At 55.4% G+C, this 22,731-nt stretch carries 26 protein-coding genes; 8 read left to right on the top strand and 18 right to left on the bottom strand.

Annotated elements, in window-relative coordinates:
- Nucleotides 1–62: 62 nt before the first annotated feature.
- Genes trmB through CMQ96_RS11950 form a run of 3 tightly spaced genes read left to right on the top strand, consistent with a single transcriptional unit; the run spans nt 63 to nt 1,878 of the window.
- A complete protein-coding gene (gene trmB / locus CMQ96_RS11960; protein ID WP_004125186.1) occupies nt 63–782 on the top strand; it encodes a tRNA (guanosine(46)-N7)-methyltransferase TrmB in 720 nt (239 codons plus the stop codon).
- The gene (locus CMQ96_RS11955; protein ID WP_024358654.1) at nt 782–1,108 is read left to right on the top strand and encodes a YggL family protein; all 327 of its coding nucleotides are present in this window, start codon (nt 782–784) and stop codon (nt 1,106–1,108) included. Before trmB ends, CMQ96_RS11955 begins: the two co-directional genes overlap by 1 nt.
- A 50-nt stretch (nt 1,109–1,158) precedes the next feature.
- Complete coding sequence (locus CMQ96_RS11950; protein ID WP_098066869.1) at nt 1,159–1,878, top strand: DUF2884 domain-containing protein; 720 nt, start codon at nt 1,159–1,161, stop codon at nt 1,876–1,878.
- A 48-nt stretch (nt 1,879–1,926) separates the two neighbouring features.
- Here the strand turns inward: CMQ96_RS11950 and CMQ96_RS11945 are convergent, their stop codons facing one another.
- The 8 genes from CMQ96_RS11945 to CMQ96_RS11910 all read right to left on the bottom strand — a co-directional run bounded on the left by CMQ96_RS11945 (nt 1,927) and on the right by CMQ96_RS11910 (nt 8,379).
- Complete coding sequence (locus CMQ96_RS11945) at nt 1,927–3,228, bottom strand: TRAP transporter large permease (protein ID WP_004135833.1); 1,302 nt, start codon at nt 3,226–3,228, stop codon at nt 1,927–1,929.
- Nucleotides 3,228–3,731: a TRAP transporter small permease gene (locus CMQ96_RS11940; protein WP_004135834.1), complete on the bottom strand. Its 504-nt coding sequence runs from the start codon at nt 3,729–3,731 to the stop codon at nt 3,228–3,230. The genes CMQ96_RS11945 and CMQ96_RS11940 overlap by 1 nt, the downstream gene beginning before the upstream one ends.
- Before the next feature lie 46 nt (nt 3,732–3,777).
- Nucleotides 3,778–4,764, bottom strand: a complete 987-nt coding sequence (locus CMQ96_RS11935) for a TRAP transporter substrate-binding protein (RefSeq protein ID WP_098066868.1) — start codon at nt 4,762–4,764, stop codon at nt 3,778–3,780.
- Between the two features lie 304 nt (nt 4,765–5,068).
- Nucleotides 5,069–6,205 carry a radical SAM family heme chaperone HemW gene (gene hemW / locus CMQ96_RS11930; protein WP_004135839.1) on the bottom strand — a complete coding sequence of 379 codons (1,137 nt, stop codon included), beginning with the start codon at nt 6,203–6,205 and terminating at the stop codon, nt 5,069–5,071.
- Entirely contained in the window at nt 6,198–6,791 is a 594-nt protein-coding gene (locus CMQ96_RS11925) for an XTP/dITP diphosphatase (protein ID WP_098066867.1), read from the bottom strand. The genes hemW and CMQ96_RS11925 overlap by 8 nt, the downstream gene beginning before the upstream one ends.
- A gap of 12 nt (nt 6,792–6,803) precedes the next feature.
- A complete protein-coding gene (yggU, locus tag CMQ96_RS11920; RefSeq protein WP_004125173.1) occupies nt 6,804–7,094 on the bottom strand; it encodes a DUF167 family protein YggU in 291 nt (96 codons plus the stop codon).
- Complete coding sequence (locus CMQ96_RS11915; protein WP_004135843.1) at nt 7,091–7,657, bottom strand: YggT family protein; 567 nt, start codon at nt 7,655–7,657, stop codon at nt 7,091–7,093. The genes yggU and CMQ96_RS11915 overlap by 4 nt, the downstream gene beginning before the upstream one ends.
- Nucleotides 7,658–7,665: 8 nt before the next feature.
- Nucleotides 7,666–8,379 (bottom strand): YggS family pyridoxal phosphate-dependent enzyme, encoded by a 714-nt coding sequence (locus CMQ96_RS11910; protein WP_004125172.1) that lies wholly within the window; start codon nt 8,377–8,379, stop codon nt 7,666–7,668.
- 16 nt (nt 8,380–8,395) lie between these two features.
- Here CMQ96_RS11910 and CMQ96_RS11905 point away from each other — a divergent pair, with 16 nt between their 5' ends.
- Nucleotides 8,396–9,376 (top strand): type IV pilus twitching motility protein PilT, encoded by a 981-nt coding sequence (locus CMQ96_RS11905; RefSeq protein ID WP_098066866.1) that lies wholly within the window; start codon nt 8,396–8,398, stop codon nt 9,374–9,376.
- Between the two features lie 348 nt (nt 9,377–9,724).
- Nucleotides 9,725–10,378 carry a LuxR C-terminal-related transcriptional regulator gene (locus tag CMQ96_RS11900; RefSeq protein ID WP_004135847.1) on the top strand — a complete coding sequence of 218 codons (654 nt, stop codon included), beginning with the start codon at nt 9,725–9,727 and terminating at the stop codon, nt 10,376–10,378.
- 55 nt (nt 10,379–10,433) lie between these two features.
- Here the strand turns inward: CMQ96_RS11900 and ruvX are convergent, their stop codons facing one another.
- The 9 genes from ruvX to CMQ96_RS28340 form a co-directional block, all read right to left on the bottom strand.
- The gene (gene ruvX / locus CMQ96_RS11895) at nt 10,434–10,850 is read right to left on the bottom strand and encodes a Holliday junction resolvase RuvX (RefSeq protein ID WP_004135849.1); all 417 of its coding nucleotides are present in this window, start codon (nt 10,848–10,850) and stop codon (nt 10,434–10,436) included.
- On the bottom strand, nt 10,850–11,413 hold the full coding sequence (locus CMQ96_RS11890; RefSeq protein ID WP_004135851.1) for a YqgE/AlgH family protein: 564 nt from the start codon (nt 11,411–11,413) through the stop codon (nt 10,850–10,852). The genes ruvX and CMQ96_RS11890 overlap by 1 nt, the downstream gene beginning before the upstream one ends.
- Nucleotides 11,414–11,589: 176 nt before the next feature.
- Nucleotides 11,590–12,537: a glutathione synthase gene (gene gshB / locus CMQ96_RS11885; RefSeq protein WP_004135852.1), complete on the bottom strand. Its 948-nt coding sequence runs from the start codon at nt 12,535–12,537 to the stop codon at nt 11,590–11,592.
- Between the two features lie 20 nt (nt 12,538–12,557).
- Entirely contained in the window at nt 12,558–13,289 is a 732-nt protein-coding gene (gene rsmE, locus CMQ96_RS11880; protein WP_024358647.1) for a 16S rRNA (uracil(1498)-N(3))-methyltransferase, read from the bottom strand.
- 90 nt (nt 13,290–13,379) lie between these two features.
- Entirely contained in the window at nt 13,380–14,087 is a 708-nt protein-coding gene (gene endA / locus CMQ96_RS11875) for a deoxyribonuclease I (RefSeq protein ID WP_024358646.1), read from the bottom strand.
- Nucleotides 14,088–14,181: 94 nt separating this feature from the next.
- Complete coding sequence (locus CMQ96_RS11870) at nt 14,182–14,682, bottom strand: SprT family zinc-dependent metalloprotease (protein WP_004135858.1); 501 nt, start codon at nt 14,680–14,682, stop codon at nt 14,182–14,184.
- A gap of 75 nt (nt 14,683–14,757) precedes the next feature.
- Nucleotides 14,758–16,152, bottom strand: coding sequence for a sugar porter family MFS transporter (locus tag CMQ96_RS11865; protein ID WP_004125138.1), 1,395 nt, complete (start codon nt 16,150–16,152; stop codon nt 14,758–14,760).
- Between the two features lie 379 nt (nt 16,153–16,531).
- Nucleotides 16,532–17,686 carry a methionine adenosyltransferase gene (metK, locus tag CMQ96_RS11860; protein WP_004125136.1) on the bottom strand — a complete coding sequence of 385 codons (1,155 nt, stop codon included), beginning with the start codon at nt 17,684–17,686 and terminating at the stop codon, nt 16,532–16,534.
- A 141-nt stretch (nt 17,687–17,827) separates the two neighbouring features.
- The gene (locus CMQ96_RS28340) at nt 17,828–18,163 is read right to left on the bottom strand and encodes a hypothetical protein (RefSeq protein ID WP_141522385.1); all 336 of its coding nucleotides are present in this window, start codon (nt 18,161–18,163) and stop codon (nt 17,828–17,830) included.
- Between the two features lie 225 nt (nt 18,164–18,388).
- Between CMQ96_RS28340 and yqgB the strand changes: the two genes are divergently transcribed.
- From yqgB to speB, 3 genes are all read left to right on the top strand, one after another.
- The gene (yqgB, locus tag CMQ96_RS11845; protein WP_075210876.1) at nt 18,389–18,520 is read left to right on the top strand and encodes an acid stress response protein YqgB; all 132 of its coding nucleotides are present in this window, start codon (nt 18,389–18,391) and stop codon (nt 18,518–18,520) included.
- Between the two features lie 8 nt (nt 18,521–18,528).
- Complete coding sequence (gene speA / locus CMQ96_RS11840) at nt 18,529–20,505, top strand: biosynthetic arginine decarboxylase (protein ID WP_024358645.1); 1,977 nt, start codon at nt 18,529–18,531, stop codon at nt 20,503–20,505.
- 211 nt (nt 20,506–20,716) lie between these two features.
- Nucleotides 20,717–21,637: an agmatinase gene (gene speB / locus CMQ96_RS11835; RefSeq protein ID WP_004105690.1), complete on the top strand. Its 921-nt coding sequence runs from the start codon at nt 20,717–20,719 to the stop codon at nt 21,635–21,637.
- A 133-nt stretch (nt 21,638–21,770) separates the two neighbouring features.
- Here speB and CMQ96_RS11830 read toward each other — a convergent pair whose 3' ends face one another.
- A complete protein-coding gene (locus tag CMQ96_RS11830; protein ID WP_004133548.1) occupies nt 21,771–22,529 on the bottom strand; it encodes a M48 family metallopeptidase in 759 nt (252 codons plus the stop codon).
- Nucleotides 22,530–22,731 lie beyond the last annotated feature (202 nt).

Genomic DNA, 22,731 nt, shown 5'->3' with positions numbered 1-22,731 from the left:
CGCCGGGTAACTTTGGATAATGCCCGTTTTCCGAACACATCTCACAAGCAGACTTAACTTTTATGAAAAACGACGTCATATCTCCGGAATTCGATGAAAACGGCCGCCCGCTGCGCCGTATTCGCAGCTTCGTCCGTCGTCAGGGCCGCCTGACCAAAGGTCAGCAGCACGCGCTGGACACTATTTGGCCGGTGATGGGCGTTGAATTCAACGAAGCGCCGCTCGATTTCGCCGCCCTGTTTGGCCGTGAAGCGCCGGTCACGCTGGAGATTGGTTTTGGTATGGGGGCGTCGCTGGTGGCGATGGCGAAAGAGAAGCCGCAGCAGAATTTCCTCGGCATTGAAGTGCACTCGCCGGGCGTCGGCGCCTGTCTGGCGTCCGCCGAAGAAGAGGGCGTGCAAAACCTGCGCGTCATGTGCCACGATGCGGTGGAAGTGCTGCATACCATGATTCCGGATAACTCCCTGAGCATGGTGCAGCTGTTTTTCCCTGACCCGTGGCACAAAGCGCGTCATAATAAGCGCCGTATCGTTCAGCCGCCTTTTGCCGAACTGGTGAAAAGTAAACTGAAGCTGGGCGGCGTCTTCCATATGGCGACCGACTGGGAGCAATATGCCGAGCATATGCTGGAAGTGATGTCCTCGCTTGAAGGGTATCGTAACCGGTCAGAAAGCAACGACTATGTGCCGCGCCCGGAATCGCGCCCGGTAACCAAATTTGAACAGCGTGGTCATCGTCTTGGCCACGGCGTATGGGACTTAATGTTCGAGAGGGTGAAATAATGGCAACGAATCGTAGCCGTCGTCTGCGTAAAAAAATGCATATCGACGAGTTTCAGGAAGTAGGTTTCTCCGTCGCGTGGCGCTTCGCGGAAGGAACCAGCGAAGAGCAGATCGACCAGACCGTTAACGATCTGATTGAGGAAGTGATTGAGCCTAATAAGCTGGCCTTTGACGGCAGCGGCTATCTTTCCTGGGAAGGGCTGATCTGCCTGCAGGAAATCGGCAAATGCACCGAAGAACACCAGGCCATCGTGCGTAAGTGGCTGGAAGATCGCGGGCTTGCCGATGTGCGCACCAGCGAACTTTTTGATATCTGGTGGGACTAAGTTTGACAAGGGTCGGCAGCTGCCGGCCCGTTTTGTCTGAAGGGAGTTAAATGATGCGCAAAACGCTGTTGGCAGTGGCGCTTTCCGTCACCGCTTTGTCCGCGCATGCGGACTACCAGTGTAGCGTCACGCCGCGTGACGATGTCATCCTCAGCCCGCAGCAGGTGCAGGTGAAAGGCGAAAACGGCGATCTGGTGATTAAGCCGGATGGCAATCTGACCTTTAACGGGAAAGCCTATGCGCTGAACGCCGCTCAGCGCGAGCAGGCGCAGGACTATCAGGCTGGACTGCGCAGCAGCCTGCCGTGGATTGATGAAGGCGCCCGCACGCGGGTAGAAAAAGGCCGCGCCGCGCTGGATAAAATCATTACCGAACAGGTGGGGGCCAGCAGCAGCATGCATAGCAGCCTGACCAAGCTTGATGCGCAGCTGAAAGCGCAAATGGGCCGCATTATTGAACATCGCAACGATGGGCTGACCTTCCACTATAAAGCCATCGATCAGGTGCGCGCCGACGGCCAGCAGCTGGTAAACCAGGCGATGGGCGGTATTCTGCAGGACAGCATCAACGAGATGGGCGCGAAGGCGGTTCTCAAAGGCGGCGGTAACCCGCTGCAGGGGATCCTCGGTAGCCTCGGCGGCCTGCAAACGGCCATTCAGGACGAATGGAAAAACCAGGAGGCTGATTTCCAGCAGTTTGGTAAGGACGTCTGCGGCCGCGTGGTCTCCCTTGAGGAGAGCCGCAAAGCGCTGGTGGGGTCGTTAAAGTAAGTTTTAATTCGCTACCTGCGGGCGCAGGTAGCGATTATGGTCAGTCGGTCACATCAGCCCCAGCAGCTGCGGAATAAACAGCGAGATCTGCGGGATATAGACAATCATCATCAGCGCGATCAGCAGGGCGGCGTAGAACGGCAGCAGCGGTTTGATGAGCTGCTGAATTTTAACGCCGGAAATAGAGCAGCCTACAAACAGCGCGCTGCCTACCGGCGGCGTCAGCAGACCGATGCACAGGTTAGCGACCATCATGATGCCGAAATGCACCGGATCCATCCCCAAATCCTGCGCGATGGGCAGGAATATCGGCGTGAAAATCAGTACCGCCGGGGTCATATCCATAAAGATCCCGACGATTAACAGCACGATATTAATCAGCAGCAGAATCACCACCGGGTTTTCAGAAATCCCCATTAGCGCATCGCTTATCATGTAGGGGATATCGGCATTGGTCATCGCCCACGACATGCCGACGGAAAAGCCGATCAGCAGTAGCACGATGGAGGTCATCACCACCGACTCAAGGATCAGCTTCGGCAGATCGCGCCACTTCACTTCCCGGTAAATCAGCACCGACAGAATAAAGGTGTAAACCACGGCGATAGCCGATGCTTCGGTCGCGGTGAAAATGCCGCCGAGGATCCCGCCCATCACAATGATCACCAGCAGCAGGCTGGGCAGGGCGTCGAAAAACGCTTTTGCCGCCTGGGCGCAGGTGGGACGTTCTGAAACCGGGTAGCCGCGACGCTTAGCGATGATGGCGCAGACCACCATAATGGCCAGGCCCATCAGGATGCCCGGCAGATAACCGGCCATAAACAGCGACGCGACGGAGACGCCCCCAGCCGTCAGAGAGAAGACGATCAGGACGTTTGACGGCGGGATGAGCAGGCCCGTGATGCACGACGAGACGTTAACCGCCGTGGAGAAAGCCGGATCGTAACCTTTCCGGGTCTGAATGGGGTTAAGCGTTCCCCCTACCGCCGCCGCCGCGGCGACCGCCGAACCTGAAATCGAGCCGAACATCATGTTCGCCAGTACGTTAACGTGGCCCAATGAGCCTGGTACGCGGCCAACCATCACCTGCGCCAGGTTGATTAAGCGGATGGCAATCCCGCCGCTGTTCATCAGGGTACCGGCAAAGATAAAGAATGGAATCGCCAGCAGGGCGAAGTTGTCGAGGCCGTTCGCCAGGCGCTGAGAAACGGTAATCACGGCAATATCCCACGGGAACATCAGCAGCATTGAACCGACGGTGGCGATGCCAATGGAGAAGGAGATGGGGACGCCAATAAAAACCAGAATAAAGAAAGAGCCAAATAGCATCAGTGCGATATAGCTGTCCATCAATTTGCCCCCGCTTCTTCGTTCTTCATATTTTTCAGCCCGTTGCTGATAAAACAGAGCGTGTAAAACATCATAATGATGCCGGTTAGCGGCAGGATCAGATACACATAGCCCATGGGGATCTGCATCGCGGCCGAGACCTGCGACGTCGATAGCGTTTTTTCAATCAGCTTCACGCCGCCGGTGACAATCACTGACCCGGCAAAAATAAAGATCAGCAGATTAATAATGACGCTGAGCAGTGCCTGCCTGCGGGGAGGAAGCGTCATGGCGAGTAAATCGATCGCCAGATGACGCTGGGCGCCGACGGTATATGCCGCACCCAGCAGCCCGACCCAGATCATCAAAAAGCGCGCCAGCTCGTCGGTCAGGGTGCTTGGCTGGTTTAGCACGTAGCGGCTGAACACCTGCCAGACGACGCAGACCACCAGCGCAATCATAACGGCGACGGAGAATGCGGCGATCGCGCGGTCTACCGCCAGCTTTATGCGGTTAAGTATCATCATTGTTTTCCCGGTGAAAGCGGGCCAGCGGCTGGCCCGCTAAGTGTTATTCAGCAGCGGCTTCAAATTTGGCCAGCAGGGCAGCCTGCTTCGGATCTTTTTTGAAGTCATCAAACAGCGGCTGCACGACGGCGCGGAACGGCGCTTTATCCACTTTGACGATTTCGCCGCCCATGGCTTTGGCCTGCGCGCGGGTGTCGGCGTCGATCTTGTCCCACAGTTTTTGCTGATAAACTTCGGAAGCTTTCGCCGCCTTGATCAGGATTTGCTGCTGATCCGGCGTCAGTTTGTCCCAGGTTTTACTGGAGATAACGAGGAAATCCGGGATGGAGGCATGTTCATCTTCAGAGAACACTTTAGCGATTTCGATATGGCGCGTTTGCACCCAGGAAGGCACGTTATTTTCCGCGCCGTCCACCACGCCCTGCTGCATGGCGGTATAAACTTCTCCAAAGGAAATGGGCGTTGGCGAACCGCCCATTAATTCGACCATTTTTAAGGTTGTCGGGCTGGCCTGGACGCGGATCTTCAATCCTTTTAAATCTTCCGGTTTAGTGATGGGCTTTTTGGCGTAAAAGCTGCGGGTTCCGGCAACATAAGCGGAAAGCGCAAAGAAGCCTTTATCTTTCGTGGACTCCATTATTTCTTTGCCTACTTCACCGAAAACGACTTTATTGAAGTGATTCTGGTCCTTAAAAAGGAACGGTAAATTATATATCGCGTAGACGTTATCGAATGACTCCAGATCGCTGGCGGAACCTTTGGTCATATCCAGCGCGCCATTTTGTAATAACTCCAGCGTTTCTCGCGCGCTGCCCATTTGGCTACTGGGATAAATACGGATCTTCATAGCCCCGTTGGAAAGTTGGTTAACCTCTTTGGACATCTCCTCAAAGGCCTGATGAACAACATGGCTGCGTTCAAGGTTATGTGCCAGTTTTAACGTGACTTTTTCAGCCGCGCTGGCGCCTGAAGAGAGCAGGGCAAGTAAAGATACACACACCAGAGAACGAGAAAAAGAGAGTTTTTTCATGAGTCGGCTCCATGCACTTGGGGTAATTGGTCAATATCTTAAGAGTCATTCTTTGTTTCTGTATGACATATTATCCTTGTTGTCTGACATCTTTAAGCCGTCTGACTCACACTTTTTCTCAATGAATCGATCAAATAGGTATTTTTGTGCGGTTGGTTATATTTATTTTCAATAAACTAATGTGAACATATTTTTATTATGAATGTTGAATTGAAATAGTTCGGAAATAGCGCTATTGATATTTCGAGAATGTCGAGCAATTAATTATCCCGTTATTTTTATAACGGGATAGGCGGAGAGGGCGTTATTCGCTGAGAAAGAGTTCGAGAAGGGAATTCAAAAATAGCTTACCGTGCTCGGTAATTTGCCAGTAGCGCTCATCTTCCGTCAGGTAGCCTTCGGCGATGGCGGCATCGATTTGCGGACGGATCGTACGCTCATCAAGGCCGGTGTAGCGGCTGAATTCATCGCGCGGGGCGGCTTCCAGCAGGCGGAAACGGTTCATAAAGAACTCAAACGGTTTATCCGCATCTTCCACATCATGCTGGCGCTCCAGATAGCGGCCTTCCATGTAACCGCGTGGATGCCGGGTTTTCGCCGTCCGCAGTATGCGCCCGTCCGGGAACGTCACTTTGCCGTGCGCGCCGCAGCCAATCCCGAGGTAGTCGCCAAAGCGCCAGTAGTTCAGGTTATGCTGGCACTGATAGCCCGGCTTAGCGTAGGCGGAGGTTTCATATTGCTGATAGCCCGCCGCGCTGAGCAGGCTATGCCCCTGTTCATAAATGTCCCACAGCGCGTCGTCATCGGGCAGGGTCGGCGGCCGCGAACCAAACAGGGTGTTTGGCTCAATGGTCAGCTGATACCAGGAGAGATGCGGCGGATTGAGCGCAATCGCCTGGCGCAGGTCGTCCAGCGCCTCTTCCAGAGACTGGTCCGGCAGGCCATGCATTAAATCGAGGTTAAAACTGCGTAGCCCCAGGCCGCTTGCCAGGTTTGCCGCGCGTTTGGCTTCCTGTGGCCCATGGATGCGCCCGAGCCGCTGCAGCTTCTGTTCGCTAAAGCTCTGTACGCCGATGGAGATACGATTAATGCCCGCGCGCTGGTACTCGACAAAGCGATCCGCTTCCACGGTGCCGGGGTTGGCTTCCATGGTGATTTCCGCGTTGGACGCCAGCGGAAGAGACTCGCGCACGCCGTCGAGCAGGGTTTGCATCGCCGGGCCGGAGAGCAGGCTCGGCGTACCGCCGCCAATGAAAATAGTCCCGATTTCACGTCCCTGCGCATAGTGAGCGTCGGCTCGCAGATCGTTCAGCAGATGCTGAACGTAGTCGTCATGCGGCACCTCGCCTTTCAACGCATGCGAATTGAAATCGCAGTACGGGCATTTCTGCACGCACCACGGGATGTGAATATAGAGGCTCAGGGGCGGCAAATTAGCCATTACGTAAGGCTTCCAGTAACAGTTTAAGCGCGCGTCCGCGGTGGGAAATGGCGCTCTTTTCTTCACGGCTTAGCTCCGCTGCGGTTTTACCTTCCGTCGGAACAAAGAAAATCGGATCGTAACCAAAGCCGCCGCTGCCTGCGGCTTCGCGAGCGATGATGCCCGACCAGCTGCCGTGGCAAACCAGCGGCGTCGGATCTTCCGCATGGCGCAGATAGACCAGCACGCAGTGGAATTGCGCCTGGCGCTTATCGTTCGGCACGTCGCGAAGCGCGTCGAGCAGCTTTTCCAGATTCCGCTGGTCGGTCGCACCTTCACCGGAATAGCGGGCGGAGTAGATGCCCGGCGCGCCGCCTAACGCATCGACGGCCAGACCTGAGTCATCGGCGATGGCCGGGAGCCCGGTCAGCTGCGCGGCATGGCGCGCCTTCAGAATGGCATTTTCGATAAACGTCAGGCCGGTTTCCTCTGCGGAATCCACGCCCAGCTCGGTTTGCGCAACGATATCAAGGCCAAAATCTGCCAGCAGCGAGGCCAGCTCGCGCACTTTTCCGGGGTTGCCGGTAGCGAGAACAACTTTTTGCATAAGAGATCCTGTTTATTCCGTCAGCGCGGCGACCCCGTCCGGGATCTGCTGCGGATGAATGATTTTTATCTGTTTGTGGCGACCCAGTTCGCCTTTCTCAATAAGCACCTGGCTTTTCGCTACGCGAAACTGTTTGGCGAGGAATTTTACCAGATGGGCGTTGGCCTGGCCGTCAACGGGTGGCGCGGTAATGGCGACTTTGAGCTCGTCGCCATGTAAACCAACGATGCTGTCGCGGCTGGCCTTGGGCTGAATATACAGCCGTAAGACCAACCCGTCAGCGCAGGCTTCGACGGCACTCATAGCGCCATCCACAGCCCCGGAAGCAGAACGTTGCCGGTAGCCTGCAACAGTTCGGCGATACCCATGTTGATCACGTACAGCAGCAGAACCAGCACCATCGGCGAGAAATCAATGCCGCCCATCGATGGCAGCAATCTGCGGATCGGGCGCAGCAGCGGATCGGCCAGCTGCATCAGAACAAATTCCACCGGACTGCGGCCCTGGCTTACCCAGCTCATAATCGCCATTAACAGAAGAACCCAGAAGATCAGCGAGCCGACGGTTTTAATGAGGATCAGCAGCGCGGAAATCCAGATAATCGGCTGGAAGGTCACGACCATAAACAGCACGATAGCTTTCACGACGCAGAGAATAAAGGCGACCAGCAGGGAAGCGCTATCGAGAGGCCCCATCGCCGGAATAATGCGGCGCAGCGGCCCAACGACAGGCTGCGTAGCCTTGACTACGAACTGCGAAAACGGGTTATAAAAGTCGCAGCGCGCCCACTGCATCCAGACGCGTAATAACACGACCATTGTGTAAAGCTCAATGACCGTTGAGAGCAGGAAAGTCAACGTCTTCATGGCGTTCCTCAGATTCCTTGTTTTTTGCTGTAGTCGCGCGCGCCGAAAATTGCGGTTCCGATGCGCACCATAGTGCTTCCCGCCGCGATGGCGGCTTCCATATCATCCGACATTCCCAGCGACAGCGTATCGACGGTAGGGTAGTGCGTTTTTAGCCGCGCAAATGCTACCGCCATTTGTTGGGCGACGGCAAACTGCCTTACATATTCTGACTCTGGCGCGGGAATGGCCATTAAACCGCGTAGCTGCAGATTAGGGAGTTTAGCGATTTCTGCCGCCAGCGCGTCCAGCTCTTCAGGCGGAATACCCGACTTGCTCTGCTCATCGCTAATATTGATTTGAATCAGCACGTTGAGCGGCGGCAGTTGAGCCGGGCGCTGTTCGCTCAGGCGGACGGCGATTTTGAGACGATCGACGGTATGGCACCAGTCAAAATGTTCGGCCACCAGACGGCTCTTATTGGACTGCAGCGGACCAATAAAGTGCCACTGTAGCCCGGTGGCGCCCGTTTCCTGAAAGTAGCGGATTTTATCCACGCCTTCCTGAACATAGTTTTCGCCAAACGCGAGCTGGCCGGCGGCCATCGCTTCTTCGATAGCGCTCGCAGGTTTCGTTTTACTGACTGCAAGCAACGTAACTTCTTCTGGAGCACGGCCGCAGCGTGCGGCAGCGGCTGAGATTTTGTCCCGGACCTGTGCCAGGTTATGCGCAATATCGTTCATATACCGAGGATGAGTTATGGAACTGGAAGAAATAGTGGCCCTTAGTGTAAAGCATAACGTCTCCGATCTACACCTGTGCAATGCTTCAGCGCCGCGCTGGCGTCGCCAGGGCAAGCTGGAGCCCGCGCCGTTTACCTCTCCCGATATTGGCAAGATACTCACTGATTGGCTCAACGCCGAGCAGCTCGCGCAGTGGCAGGCCTGCGGGCAGGTCGATTTCGCGCTGACTCCGGCGGACGGGCCGCGCCTGCGCGCCAGCGCATTTGCGCACAATCGCGGTCTGTCGCTGGCGCTGCGTCTGCTGGCGGAAACCTGCCCTCAGCTGGCGGATCTCGGCGCGCCGGCCGCCTTAACGGAGCTGCTCAATGAAGAGAGCGGGCTTATCCTGGTCACGGGGGCTACCGGTAGCGGAAAATCAACCACCCTGGCGGCGATGGTGGGCTATCTTAACCAGCGCCTCAGCGGCCATATCCTGACGCTGGAAGATCCGGTTGAGTTTATTCACCGCAGCGAGCGCTGTCTGATCCAGCAGCGGGAAATCGGCCGCCACTGCCCCTCATTTGCCGCTGCCCTACGCGCCGCGCTGCGTCAGGACCCGGATGTCATTCTGTTAGGGGAGCTGCGTGACAGCGAAACGATCCGCCTGGCATTAACCGCGGCGGAGACCGGACATCTGGTGATGGCGACGCTGCATACGCGCGGTGCGGCGCAGGCGGTTGAGAGGCTGGTGGACGTCTTCCCGGCGCAGGAGAAAGAGCAGGTTCGCAGCCAGCTGGCGGGGAGCTTATGCGCGGTGCTGGCACAAAAACTGTTTCCAGATGCTGCTGGCGGCAGAGTTGCGTTATACGAGCTTTTGGTTAACACCCCGGCGGTGGCTAATTTGATCAGAGAGGGGAAAGCGCATCAGTTGCCCGGCGTGATGCAAACCGGGCAGCAATCGGGCATGCAAACATTTACGCAAAGCTTTCAGCAACGTACGGCCGCGGGGCTTTTATAGCTGCGCTTTTTATATTCAGAGATCCTACCAATAGCTTGTTATAATAATGTTTTATTAATGTTTGGTACCTTTATTTGATATTACAAATAAACACCTAAGATTAAGCCGAGTAATCTATTCCATGAAAAACGAATTGACATAAACCTCTCATAACCAGGAAAAAAGTTTGATAATCTTTTGACTCTCTTAAGGCATTCGATTTATGCTGTTTGCAGGGATAGGAAGATTCCCATGGAATATTGTTTCAATGTGTAAAAATGATTTGTTTTTATAAATACACAGGCGATCGTATTCTTGTTAATTCATTTAACCGCTATGAAGGCGGAAATCAACTAAGGAGAGTTTTAAGTGATTAATTTATCTGAGAATTCGGCTTTTTCTCACCAGGTTACTTTTATTACTCACCCCTCCATTCAAAGCAAAGCATTTGCGACCTGGCTGGCCGAAAGGTTATCCGCATCGGTCATTCTGCAAAATATTAACAAACCCCTCGCGCAACGCCTTTTGAAAGATTCTGTAATATTATTTGATATTGCGGTTTCAAATAAAAAGTTGAATAGCGTATGGCGCGATATTATTCGCATGCAGGCAGATAACCCTCGTTTATTGATTATCAATAGCGCACAAAAGTATGAGCTCTACGAAATGGCGCAGTGGCCAGCGCTGTATGGTGTTTTCCGTCATGACGATGATGAATCGCGCTTAATTGAGGGCGTTAAGGCTGTGCTGAACGGCGAACAGACGGCTGAATTGAGCGTGATGCACCCGGCGATGTATGCGGCGGATCATGTATCGGCGCCTGCGGAAAATTCACCGCTGACCGAGCGTGAATGTGAAATCCTCAATGAACTGCGCTGCGGGGCGACCAATCTGGATATTGCCCGCGCGCTGTTTATCAGTGAAAACACGGTGCGTACCCATCTGTACAACGTGTTCCGTAAGCTTAGCGTGAAGAACCGCACTCAGGCGGTCAGCTGGGCGAATGAACATCTGCGCCACTAAACATGAAATCAGGATGATGGCGCCTGCCGCTGGTATGGGGCGCCATCATTCAGCTTCAGTAACCCTGCTCGAAGTAGCTTTCCAGAATAATAACGGCGGAAGCGGAATCCACGCTGCCTTTATTGAGCGCCCGGAATCCACCCTGTTCGAATAGCCCAGCTCTGGCTTCAACCGTGCTCAGACGTTCATCATGCAGGGTTATCTGCACGCCGAAGCGGCCATGAATTTTATTCGCGAAGTTGCGCGCACGGGCGGTCAGGGGCTGTTCCGTGCCGTCCATATTCAGCGGCAGGCCGACAATCACGGCTTCAGGCTGCCACTCTTTCAGCAGTTTCTCAATAACGTTCCAGTCAGGCTTACCGTCCTGCGCTTTCAACGCGGGGAGAGGGCGGGCGGTGCCGGTGATGCGCTGCCCTACGGCGACGCCAATGCTTTTGGTACCAAAATCAAAGCCTAAAAACGTTCCGCTCATTACGCGTGCCCCGCATCGGCTGGCATGGTCACGATATCAATGCCAATCAGCTTCGCAGCCTCGCGCCAGCGGTCGGCTATCGGCGTGCTGAACAAAATATTCCGATCGGCCGGCGCGGTGAGCCAGGCGTTATCCAGTATCTCTTGCTCCAGCTGGCCTTTCTCCCAGGAAGCATAGCCCAGCGCAACCAGTACGTTCTCTGGCTGTTTATCCGTACCCAGCGTTTCGAGCACGTCGCGAGAGGTGGTGATCACCGTGTTATCGGAAATACGGATGCTGGAGGAAAAATCGGAGGGCGGCGAATGCAGTATAAAACCCCGATCCTCGGCCAGCGGACCGCCAACCATCACCGGTTTATCCAGGCGGATCTCGGGATTGCGCGGTTCAGGCGTGATTTTTAATTTCTCCAGGATCCCTTCAACCTGCAGATTTTCCATCGGCTTATTGATGATGATGCCCATGGCACCGTCATCGTTATACTCGCAGATATAGACTACGGAGCGACGGAACATCGGGTCCTGGAGAGCAGGCATGGCAATTAGAAAGTGATGCTGTAAATTCATTGTCAGAGGTTCTGTTCCTGGTTCAAAAAAGCAGCACCCAGTATGCGGGTAAAGCAAGGGAGTGTCGATTCACTTTATCTTTCAGGCTCAAGGCGCATTGCCTGCCTGAACCTGATAGCGAATCGTCTGCGCTGGCTCCAGGCTACAGGCGCAGGCCTGCAGCCGGAATAAGCGCTTTATTTATTGAGGCGCTGCTCAATGGCGTCCATCAGCATCCCGGTAATGGAAATCGGGAAGGCGGCTTCGATTTCACGAACGCAGGTGGGGCTGGTGACATTAATTTCCGTCAGGCGATCGCCGATGATATCCAGGCCGACGAAGATTAAGCCTTTGGCCTTCAGCGTGGGGCCAACGCGGCGGGCGATGGCCCAGTCGCTTTCGGTCAGCGGGCGCGCTTCGCCACGACCACCGGCCGCAAGGTTACCGCGGGTTTCGCCGCCCTGCGGGATACGGGCAAGGCAGTAAGGAACCGGCTCGCCGTCAACCACCAGCACGCGCTTATCGCCATCTTTAATGGCGGGTAGATAGTTCTGCGCCATGCAGTAGCGGTTGCCCAGCTCGGTCAGCGTCTCGGTGATGACGCCGAGGTTAGGGTCACCCTCTTTAACGCGGAAAATGGAGGTGCCGCCCATACCGTCCAGCGGTTTGAGGATGATATCGCCGTGTTTTTCCCAGAAGGCTTTCAGCTGCGCCTTATTACGGGTGACCAGCGTTTCCGGGGTCAGCTCGGAGAACCAGGCGGTAAACAGCTTTTCGTTACAGTCGCGCAGGCTCTGCGGCTTATTGACGATAAGCGTGCCTTGTTCTTCGGCGCGTTCGAGGATGTAGGTCGCGTAGATAAACTCGGTATCGAACGGCGGATCTTTACGCATCAGAATGACGTCAAGGTCCGCGAGAGGCAGGTCCTGCTCGCCGTTGAACGCGTACCATTTGTCGTAGTTCTGCTCGACGCTCAGCTTGCGCGTACGGGCGCGGGCTTCGCCGTTGATTAAGTACAGATCGTTCATCTCCATATAATGGAGTTCATAGCCGCGACGCTGCGCTTCCAGCAACATGGCGAAGCTGGTGTCTTTCTTGATGTTGATGGTTGCGATGGGGTCCATCACGATGCCGAGCTTAATCATTGTTCTTCTCCGTTAACGCTTCAACCTAGGTCGCCAAAACGCACCTGCAGGGCGGTTATGGCAGTGAGCGCAGTTGTCTCTGTACGCAGAACGCGCGGTCCCAACAGGATATCAGTAAACTGGTAGCGAGCGGTCATCGCTATCTCTTCTGCCGACAGGCCGCCTTCCGGGCCAATCAGCAGCCGGATGCGTTCGACCGGCAGCGGCAGCGTGTTAATGCTGGCGCTGGCGCGAGGGTGCAAATTAAGCTTCAGACCCTCGTCCTGCTCCGCACACCAGGCTTCAAGCTGCATGGCCGGGCGGATCTCCGGCACCACGTTGCGGCCGCTTTGCTCGCAGGCGGCAATGGCGATTTTCTGCCACTGCTGGATCTTTTTCTGCAAACGTTCGGCGTCCAGTTTAACGCCACAACGCTCGGAAAACAGTGGCGTTATGAGGCTTACACCAAGTTCGATCGATTTCTGGATGGTGAATTCCATTTTTTCGCCGCGGGACATCACCTGGCCCAAATGGATATGCAGCGGGGATTCACGGTTATCAACTTTGCTGCTCTGTACTTCAACCAGAACATTTTTCTTACCGGCCTCGACAATGACCGCCTCGAAGATCTGATTGCTGCCGTCAAAAAGCTCTATTGCCTGGCCTTTACCCATCCGTAAAACGCGACCGACATGGTTGGCCGCGTCGTCGGAAAGCGCTATCTGGCTACCCGTGGTAATACGTTCCGGGTGATGGATGCGAGGAATGCGCATGCTTGATGTTCCGTTCTTAGCGCAGATATCTCTTCCCCCAGTCAAGGGGGAAGAGTGAAGCTGCAAATTAACAATTGCCGCTAGTGTAGGTTAGCTCTTTTGCGCCTGGCAAGCCTGCAGGACATAAGGATTATGGTTGCCCTGAACTTTGGCAATACGCGCATCGCGTTCGCACTCCCAGGTCGTGACCGGGTACATCTTATCCCAGGCGGTAAACAGCTGGGTTTGCTGGCGGGAAAGATTGAGCTGGTAGCGGTCGCGCATATAGAAGTAGGTACGGGCGATGGCGCCACGCGCGCGCGCCGGCGGCTCGGCAACTTTATCTTTAAAATCAACCTTCATTGCGCACTGGCCGTACTGGCCTTCGCCGCCGTTCCACTGGCTGTACATAAAGTTGGCGCGGTCGCCGTTGACCTCGCCGACCGCCGGCTGCAGGTTATGCATGTCGCTTTCCATCTTGCGGTATTCCGGATCTTTGGCGCAGTTTTTGCGCCCGCCGTCCTGCCAGCACTGCCGCTGATGGCCAAACTGCCATGCGGGAACCACATGCTCCCACTCGACCCGGCTGGCGCGATTTTCATTTTTACGCACTTTATAGCCACAAGATTCCAGGTCGATAACCCCCTTTTTTCCCTGCCAGTTGATTTTACAGCCGCAGTAGAAATCGCCGGGGGCGTCGGCATTGACCTTGACCCCAGCGGTCTTGGCCTGAGAAAAACTGTTGATTCCTTCCGCTGCAAGCGGGGCGCATACCGCCGCGCTAAGAAACGCGGCAGCAAAAGTATGAATACGGGACATCGTTAACTCCGTGTCAAAACGAGCCCGCAACGTAACGAATGTGATTGCCAGACGCAATCAGTCAGATCAGAAAATTTCCAATTATTTCCGGAGATTACTTTTCCGCCACCAGAACATCTCCGCAGCGCACGCAGCGATAGGTGGCCTCCCCGCGCATCACGCGATTGTGGCGGCGGACGGTAAGCTGGTGCTGCTGGCATTGGCAGCGGTAGGGGAAGGTATTTTTACGGACTGAATCGAGTTCGAAACGATGGGTGCGCAGAGCCGGAACGCCCAGCACGCTTTCCATCATCCATTTCCACTCTTTACCATGCGGCGCGACGCGGCCAAAGTGTTTCCACACCAGCAGGTGGGCCAGCTCGTGCGGCACGACTTCATCAATAAACGCCTGCTGGTTTTCCAGCAGCAGCACCGGGTTAAGGCGGATTTCGTTTTTCTCCAGCCAGGCGGTACCGGCGGAGGTTCCCCGCTGCTGATAAACCAGCGCCGGTTCAGGGTAATGGCGTCCCAGCTTGAGGTTCGCTTTGGCCAGATTCTCCCGCAGGCTGCGCATAACGGCCTGTTGAAGGGCAATGGGAATTCGGGGTGTTTTCATAGCGCCAGAGGATAGTGCGGCGGGGTGAGGAGAGCAAGAAGAAGCTTCCTCCCGGGCGGGAGGAAGCGTATCAGGCTAGTCGCGCGCGCCGATTTCGCGCAGCTTACGGCCTTTCATCAGGTTACGTTCGATATGCTCCAGCGAAACGTTTTTGGTTTCCGGGATCAGCCACAGGGTCAGGAAGATGAACAAGATGTTCAGGCCGCCATAGACCCAGAAGGTGTTGGCGCTGCCCAGCGAGTTCAGCATGGTGAGGAACGTCGCGCCGACGATCATGTTGGCAATCCAGTTGGTGGCCGTCGAACAGGTGATACCGAAATCACGCCCTTTCAGCGGCTGGATTTCGGAACACAGCACCCAAATCAGCGGGCCGGCGCTCATGGCAAAGCCAACGATAAACATCAGCAGCATCAGGACGGCAAAGTACTGCGCCGTGGCGGAGTGGATGCCGATATGCATCATGCTGCCCAGAATGCCCATGCCGAGCGCCATGACGATAAAGCCAAGGATCAGCGTCGGCTTGCGACCCCAGCGGTCGACCAGCCCGATGGCGATAAAGGTCGCCAGCACGTTGGTCAGACCGACGATGACGGTGCCCCACATCTGTTCGGTGGTGTTGGCATAGCCTGCCAGTTCAAAAATCTTCGGCGCGTAGTACATGATGACGTTCATACCGGTGAACTGTTGCATCACCTGCAGCAGAACGCCGAGGAATACCGCGCGGCGGAAGTTGCTGTTTTCTTTAAACAGCGACCAGCCGGACTGTTTTACCTTCAGGCTTTCGCGGATCTCATCCAGCTCGCGTTTCGCTTCAGCGCTGGTGTCGCGCAGGCGTAGCAGAACGCGTTCAGCATCGACAAAGCGGCGCTTGGCGGCAAACCAGCGCGGGCTGTCCGGCAGGAAAACCACGCCAATCAGCAGCAGCACCGCCGGGATAATAATCACCCCGAGCATCCAGCGCCAGGCGCCGCTGTAGCTGAATGCCGTATCGGAAAGATAGGCGCCGAGAATACCAATGGTAATCATCAGCTGGTACATCGAAATCATGCTGCCGCGGATTTTTTCCGGTGCGATTTCAGACAGATACAGCGGGGCGGTGTAGGAGGCGACGCCCACGGCCAGGCCGAGCAGCACGCGGGAGATCAGCAGCACTTCTACGTTCGGCGCGGCGGCGGAGAACAGCGAGCCGGCAACGAACAGGATGGCGCCAATCATCAGGCTTTTTTTACGCCCGAGTTTGAAGGAGAGCCAGCCGCTGCCCACCGCGCCGACGGCGGCGCCGAACATCATAGAGCTGACCACCCATTCCTGAGTGTGGGCGCTTATCTGGAACTCATTGGCAATAAAGGGTAAGGCACCCGCAATAACACCGATATCAAGGCCGAACAGCAGGCCAGCCAGTGCGGCGAGGAAGCAGACAAAGAACGTCATCGTCTTGTTCGAACGCCCTTGTTTTTTGTTGTCAGGCATAACGCCCTCCGGTTGAGTTATTGATCCTGTCGATGCGTAGGGTAGGTAAATACGTAGTAAAAAAATGTGATAGTAATCACGGCTGTGTAATCGGTTACACTAGAGTAAAGAAACGTAATTACTATAAACGTATTTAAATCAGTATATTAATTGAGTTTAGCTTAAGAAATTAAAAGCGCTAATCAGACTTTGCTGAAATATTGTGTAACAAAGTGAAGCGTTATTACATTTTGCACGTATTTAAGGGAAATATTTGCTCTGTATATGATGTAATCGCTTCCATTTTGAGCGGGCTAAGGCAGAATTCGGCGTCAGCGGAGGGGAGCTAAAGTAAAAAGGCCAGCGCGGGGCTGGCCTTGAAATCGGGGGAGTGCGGAGATTATTTCAGACCGGACGCTTCGCGCAGCTGGGCTGCCTTGTCGGTTTTTTCCCATGGGAAATGTTCGCGACCGAAGTGACCGTATGCCGCCGTCTCTTTGTAGATCGGGTGCAGCAGATCCAGCATCTGAATCAGGCCGTACGGACGCAGGTCAAAGAACTCACGCACCAGCAGGGTCAGCTGCTCAGAAGGCACTTTTTCGGTACCGAAGGTTTCAACCATGATTGAAGTCGGCTCTGCCACGCCGATGGCGTAGGAAACCTGAATTTCACAACGATCGGCCAGGCCAGCGGCAACGATATTTTTCGCTACATAGCGCGCCGCGTAGGCTGCGGAACGGTCCACTTTAGATGGATCTTTACCGGAGAACGCGCCGCCGCCGTGACGAGCCATGCCGCCGTAGGTGTCAACGATGATTTTACGCCCGGTCAGGCCGCAGTCGCCCATTGGTCCGCCGATAACAAAACGGCCGGTTGGGTTGATAAAGAATTTTGTGGCGCTGTTCAGCCACTCGGTCGGCAGGACCGGTTTGATGATCTCTTCCATCACCGCTTCCTGCAGCGATTTCTGGTCGATATCTTCCGCGTGCTGGGTCGACAGGACAACCGCGTCAATCCCGACGATTTTACCGTCGTCGTACTGGAAGGTGACCTGGCTTTTCGCATCCGGGCGCAGCCACGGCAGGGTACCGTTTTTGCGCACTTCGGCCTGACGCTGCACCAGACGGTGGGCATAGGTGATCGGCGCCGGCATCAGCACGTCGGTTTCGTTGGTGGCATAGCCAAACATCAGGCCCTGGTCGCCCGCGCCCTGTTCCAGCGGATCGGCGCGGTCAACGCCCTGGTTGATGTCCGGAGACTGTTTACCGATAGCGCTCAGGACCGCGCAGGAGTTGGCGTCAAAGCCCATGTCGGAATGCACGTAGCCAATTTCACGGACCGTGTTGCGGGTGATCTCTTCAATATCAACCCATGCGCTGGTGGTGATCTCGCCACCGACCAGAACCATGCCGGTTTTGACGTAGGTTTCACAAGCTACGCGCGCCTTCGGATCCTGTTCGAGGATCGCATCCAGCACGGCGTCGGAGATTTGGTCAGCAATTTTGTCGGGATGCCCTTCTGATACGGACTCTGACGTAAAGAGGTGTTTTGCCATGTTTTATTTCACCTGTGGACGATTCGGGTAGCTCATACTGTTGTGTAGAATGGCTTTGACGGATGACTCTACCAAAGCTTGCAGGTAGCGACACGAGCAGTCTGAGTGTTAATCAGTATAGATGGATTAACTTCTGGACGGCTATTTTAGGGCAGTTCTTGACCCCATTTCCAGCCTTTTTTGATATTCGTCGCATTTATAGAAAAAGGGCGGTGGCAATTTTTCCTGACAATCCCCGGCAACGCGCATATTTTTATTTTGCTTTTTACCCCGCTTCTCGGTATAAAACGCCGCGCGCGGCTCATTAAAACAGCGCACGAGCATTTGCTTCGTGACGCCACTTCCAGCCGGGTTAAGCAGTCTGTATTGACAGAGTCCCGCGGCGGCGTTTTCGCTGGCTGTCTGGAACGTATAGCTTTGGCTTGTCGCTGGCCCGTCTCGGGGCAGTGTGGAGGTGATACCAAATAATGAACCCACGTTTTTCGCCTGATTCGTCGCGTCGTTCCGTCGCGCGTCACTATCCCGCAACCCGCATCTCTCTCATGCAAACCAGCCGATGTTCTACCCATCTCGGCGCTTCTCAGGATTCCCGGGCCGGCAGGCTGCTGGAACACTGAACAAGGGCGCTCTTGCGATAGCAAGGGTTTTCTCGTGGTTTCTCCGGACTGTCATACTCCGTTCGGGTACGTGTTTTACGATGATATGAATAAGAAACCGGTCGCTCAGCCGCAAGACCAGCACTATCTACTGGGATTTCGGACTGTTTATGGGTTGTTATCGCTTCTTCGGATTGCGATAGTAGTCAACTGTTTTACACTTGTTACTAAAATTTGAGGTTCGCTATGTCTGACGACATGTCTTTATCTTCGCCTTCGTCAGCAGGCGATCACGGTGTACTACGTTCCATGCAGGAGGTTGCGATGAGCTCCCAGGAAGCCAGCAAGATGCTACGTACTTACAATATTGCCTGGTGGGGTAATAACTACTACGACGTTAACGAACTGGGCCATATTAGCGTCTGCCCGGATCCTGACGTCCCGGAAGCGCGCGTTGACCTTGCCGAGCTGGTGAAAGCGCGTGAAGCTCAGGGGCAGCGCCTGCCTGCACTGTTCTGCTTCCCGCAGATTTTGCAGCACCGCCTGCGTTCGATTAACGCCGCCTTTAAACGGGCGCGCGAATCTTATGGCTATAACGGCGACTACTTCCTGGTTTATCCGATCAAGGTTAACCAGCATCGCCGCGTGATTGAATCGCTGATCCACTCCGGCGAACCGCTGGGTCTGGAAGCCGGCTCGAAGGCCGAGCTGATGGCGGTACTGGCGCACGCCGGTATGACCCGCAGCGTGATTGTTTGTAACGGTTATAAAGACCGTGAATATATCCGCCTGGCGCTGGTGGGCGAAAAAATGGGCCACAAGGTCTATCTGGTCATCGAGAAGATGTCGGAAATCGCCATCGTGCTCGAAGAAGCCGAGCGGCTGAACGTGGTGCCGCGTCTTGGCGTGCGTGCGCGTCTGGCTTCGCAGGGCTCTGGCAAATGGCAGTCCTCCGGCGGCGAAAAATCCAAATTCGGTCTCGCGGCGACCCAGGTTCTGCAGCTGGTTGAAATTCTGCGCTCAGCCGGGCATCTGGACAGCCTGCAGCTGCTGCACTTCCACCTTGGCTCGCAGATGGCCAATATTCGCGATATCGCCACCGGCGTGCGTGAATCGTCGCGCTTCTACGTGGAGCTGCATAAGCTGGGCGTGAATATTCAGTGCTTCGATGTTGGCGGTGGTCTCGGCGTTGATTATGAAGGCACCCGCTCCCAGTCCGACTGTTCGGTGAACTACGGCCTGAACGAATATGCCAACAACATCATCTGGGCGATTGGCGATGCCTGCGAAGAGAACGGTCTGCCGCATCCGACGGTGATCACCGAATCCGGTCGTGCGGTCACGGCGCACCACACCGTGCTGGTATCGAACATTATCGGCGTTGAGCGTAACGAATATACCGAGGCGACTCCGCCTGCGGAAGACGCCGCGCGTCCGCTGCAAAGCATGTGGGAAACCTGGCTGGAGATGCAGGAAACCGGCAACCGCCGCTCGCTGCGCGAATGGCTGCACGACAGCCAGATGGATCTGCACGATATCCATATCGGCTACTCCTCTGGCACCTTTAATCTTCAGGAGCGCGCCTGGGCCGAGCAGCTGTATCTGAATATGTGTCATGAAGTCCAGAAGCAGCTCGACCCCAGCAACCGCGCGCATCGTCCGATTATCGATGAGCTGCAGGAGCGCATGGCGGATAAGATTTACGTCAACTTTTCCCTGTTCCAGTCGATGCCGGATGCATGGGGTATCGATCAGCTGTTCCCGGTGATGCCGCTGGAAGGGCTGAACATGGTGCCGGAACGCCGCGCGGTGCTGCTGGATATCACCTGTGATTCCGATGGCGCGATTGACCACTATGTGGATGGCGACGGTATTGCGACCACCATGCCGATGCCGGAATACGATCCGGAGAATCCGCCTATGCTGGGCTTCTTTATGGTGGGCGCCTACCAGGAGATCCTCGGCAATATGCACAACCTGTTCGGCGATACGGAAGCCGTAGACGTGTTTGTCTTCCCTGACGGCAGCGTGGAAGTTGAGCTGTCTGATGAAGGGGATACCGTTGCGGACATGCTGCAGTACGTACAGCTCGATCCGAACACGCTGTTGACCCAATTCCGCGATCAGGTGAAAAATACGGACCTGGACGCCGCCCTGCAGCAGCAGTTCCTTGAAGAGTTCGAAGCAGGTTTATACGGCTACACTTATCTGGAAGACGAGTGATATACGCCCTCTCCGTAATGGAGAGGGAAGAGGAAGGCGAAGCCGATTGCGCCATTCGCCAAACTTGCTTGAACCCGTAGAAATTTGCGGCGATAATTCGCCCAATTAAGCAGTAAACTCATTCAAAACCCTTCCTCGTCGGGCCTAACGACGCGGAGGGGTTTTTTTATATTTGTATTTCAATACAACGACGGTAAAAGAGGTCATATCCATGAGCACCTTAGGTCATCAATACGATAACTCCCTGGTATCCAACGCATTTGGTTTTCTGCGTCTACCGATGAATTTCATGCCGTATGACAGCGATGCGGACTGGGTCATCACCGGCGTACCGTTTGATATGGCGACCTCCGGACGCGCGGGCGGCCGTCATGGCCCGGCGGCGATCCGTCAGGTGTCGACGAACCTTGCGTGGGAGCATAACCGCTTCCCGTGGAATTTTGACATGCGCGAGCGCCTGAACGTCGTGGACTGCGGCGATCTGGTTTATGCCTTCGGCGACGCGCGTGAAATGAGTGAAAAGCTGCAGGCCCACGCGGAAAAACTGCTGGCGGCAGGTAAACGCATGCTCTCCTTCGGCGGCGACCATTTTGTGACGCTACCGCTGCTGCGCGCGCATGCTAAGCACTTCGGCAAAATGGCGCTGGTACATTTCGATGCCCACACCGATACCTACGCTAACGGCTGCGAATTTGACCATGGCACCATGTTCTACACCGCGCCGAACGAAGGCCTGATCGATCCGCATCATTCGGTGCAGATCGGTATCCGTACCGAGTTTGATAAGGACAACGGCTTCACGGTGCTGGATGCGGGCCAGGTCAACGATCGCAGCGTTGACGACGTGATCGCTCAGGTGAAACAGATCGTCGGCGATATGCCGGTGTATCTGACCTTTGATATTGACTGTCTGGATCCGGCGTTTGCCCCGGGTACCGGTACGCCGGTGATCGGCGGGCTGACCTCCGATCGGGCGATCAAGCTGGTGCGTGGCCTCAAGGATCTGAACATCGTCGGCATGGATGTGGTGGAAGTCGCTCCGGCCTACGACCAGTCTGAAATCACCGCCCTGGCGGCGGCGACGCTGGCGCTGGAAATGCTGTATATCCAGGCGGCGAAAAAAGGCGAGTAAGCGGACTATTTTACTCGCCATTTTGCAGCCGGGCAGCGCTCGCTATCCTCACGTACGACGTGTACGCTCCGGTGGCGGTGCGCTGTCCGGAGCCCGCCCATAACGTCCGATTTGTTACAAACCGGGGCGAGAATTATTTGATGCCGTCCGCCGCCATGCGATCGCGGATATGCTGAGCGCGTGCTTCCGATGCCGGATGATCGTCAAACATTGAGCTTTGGCGTCCGGCTTCCAGCTTCGCCAGTTTCTCGAAGCTGGTGGCGAGACCCGCCGGATTGATTCCGCGCTTGCGCAGCAGATCGTACGAGTAGTCGTCCGCTTCCGATTCCTGACGCTGGGAGAACTGCGAGTTCACCAGCTTCTCGCCCAGATCGCCCAGCTGCGATTGCGACAGACTACCGACGATGCCGCCCGCGGAGGCCGCCGCCGCGCGTACCGCGTTAGTGCCCAGCGCTACCTGCATCCCTTTCTTCACGTGGCCCAGCGCGACGTGACCCATTTCGTGGCCGATGACCGCTTCAACTTCATTATCATTCATCAAATCCATCAGCCCGCTGTAAACGCGGATGCAGCCGTTAGCCATGGCGAAGGCGTTAACGTCTTTGGTCTGGTATACCTTATAGTTCACCGGCTGGCCGTTGATGTTGTCCCCCAGCGCGGCGGCGATTTTACCCAGACGTTTGCTGTATTCACTGCTGGCAGGCGCGATAGTCGCCTTCGCATCCATCTCCTGACAGGCTTTGTCGCTTAAGGCTTTCACCTGCTCGTCGCTGAGCGAGTAAGCCTGGAAGGCCTCCGCGCCGGAGCTAAGCAGGCCGTTGGAATCCATGTTCTGGCATCCGGTTAGCGTTGCTGCGATCCCAAGGGCAAGAATAGCTGAACGAAATTTCATTTTTTATCTTCCACAATCTTATGGTTATTTATCCGAAAAAACGGCGATGGCTGCCTGCCGTATCCTGTGCAAATTATAAATACTATATGAGAATGCGGGCGAGAGGATTACGCCGTAGCACAACGTGTTCCAGAGATTTCTTAAACGGCAAAAGGATGCTCCATGTACATGCTTTGCCGCTTAGGTTACATTGTTCACACTT

The organism is Klebsiella sp. MBT K-1, assembly GCF_002556465.1.
Taxonomy (GTDB): domain Bacteria; phylum Pseudomonadota; class Gammaproteobacteria; order Enterobacterales; family Enterobacteriaceae; genus Klebsiella; species Klebsiella grimontii.
This window is presented reverse-complemented; position numbering and strand designations above follow the sequence as displayed.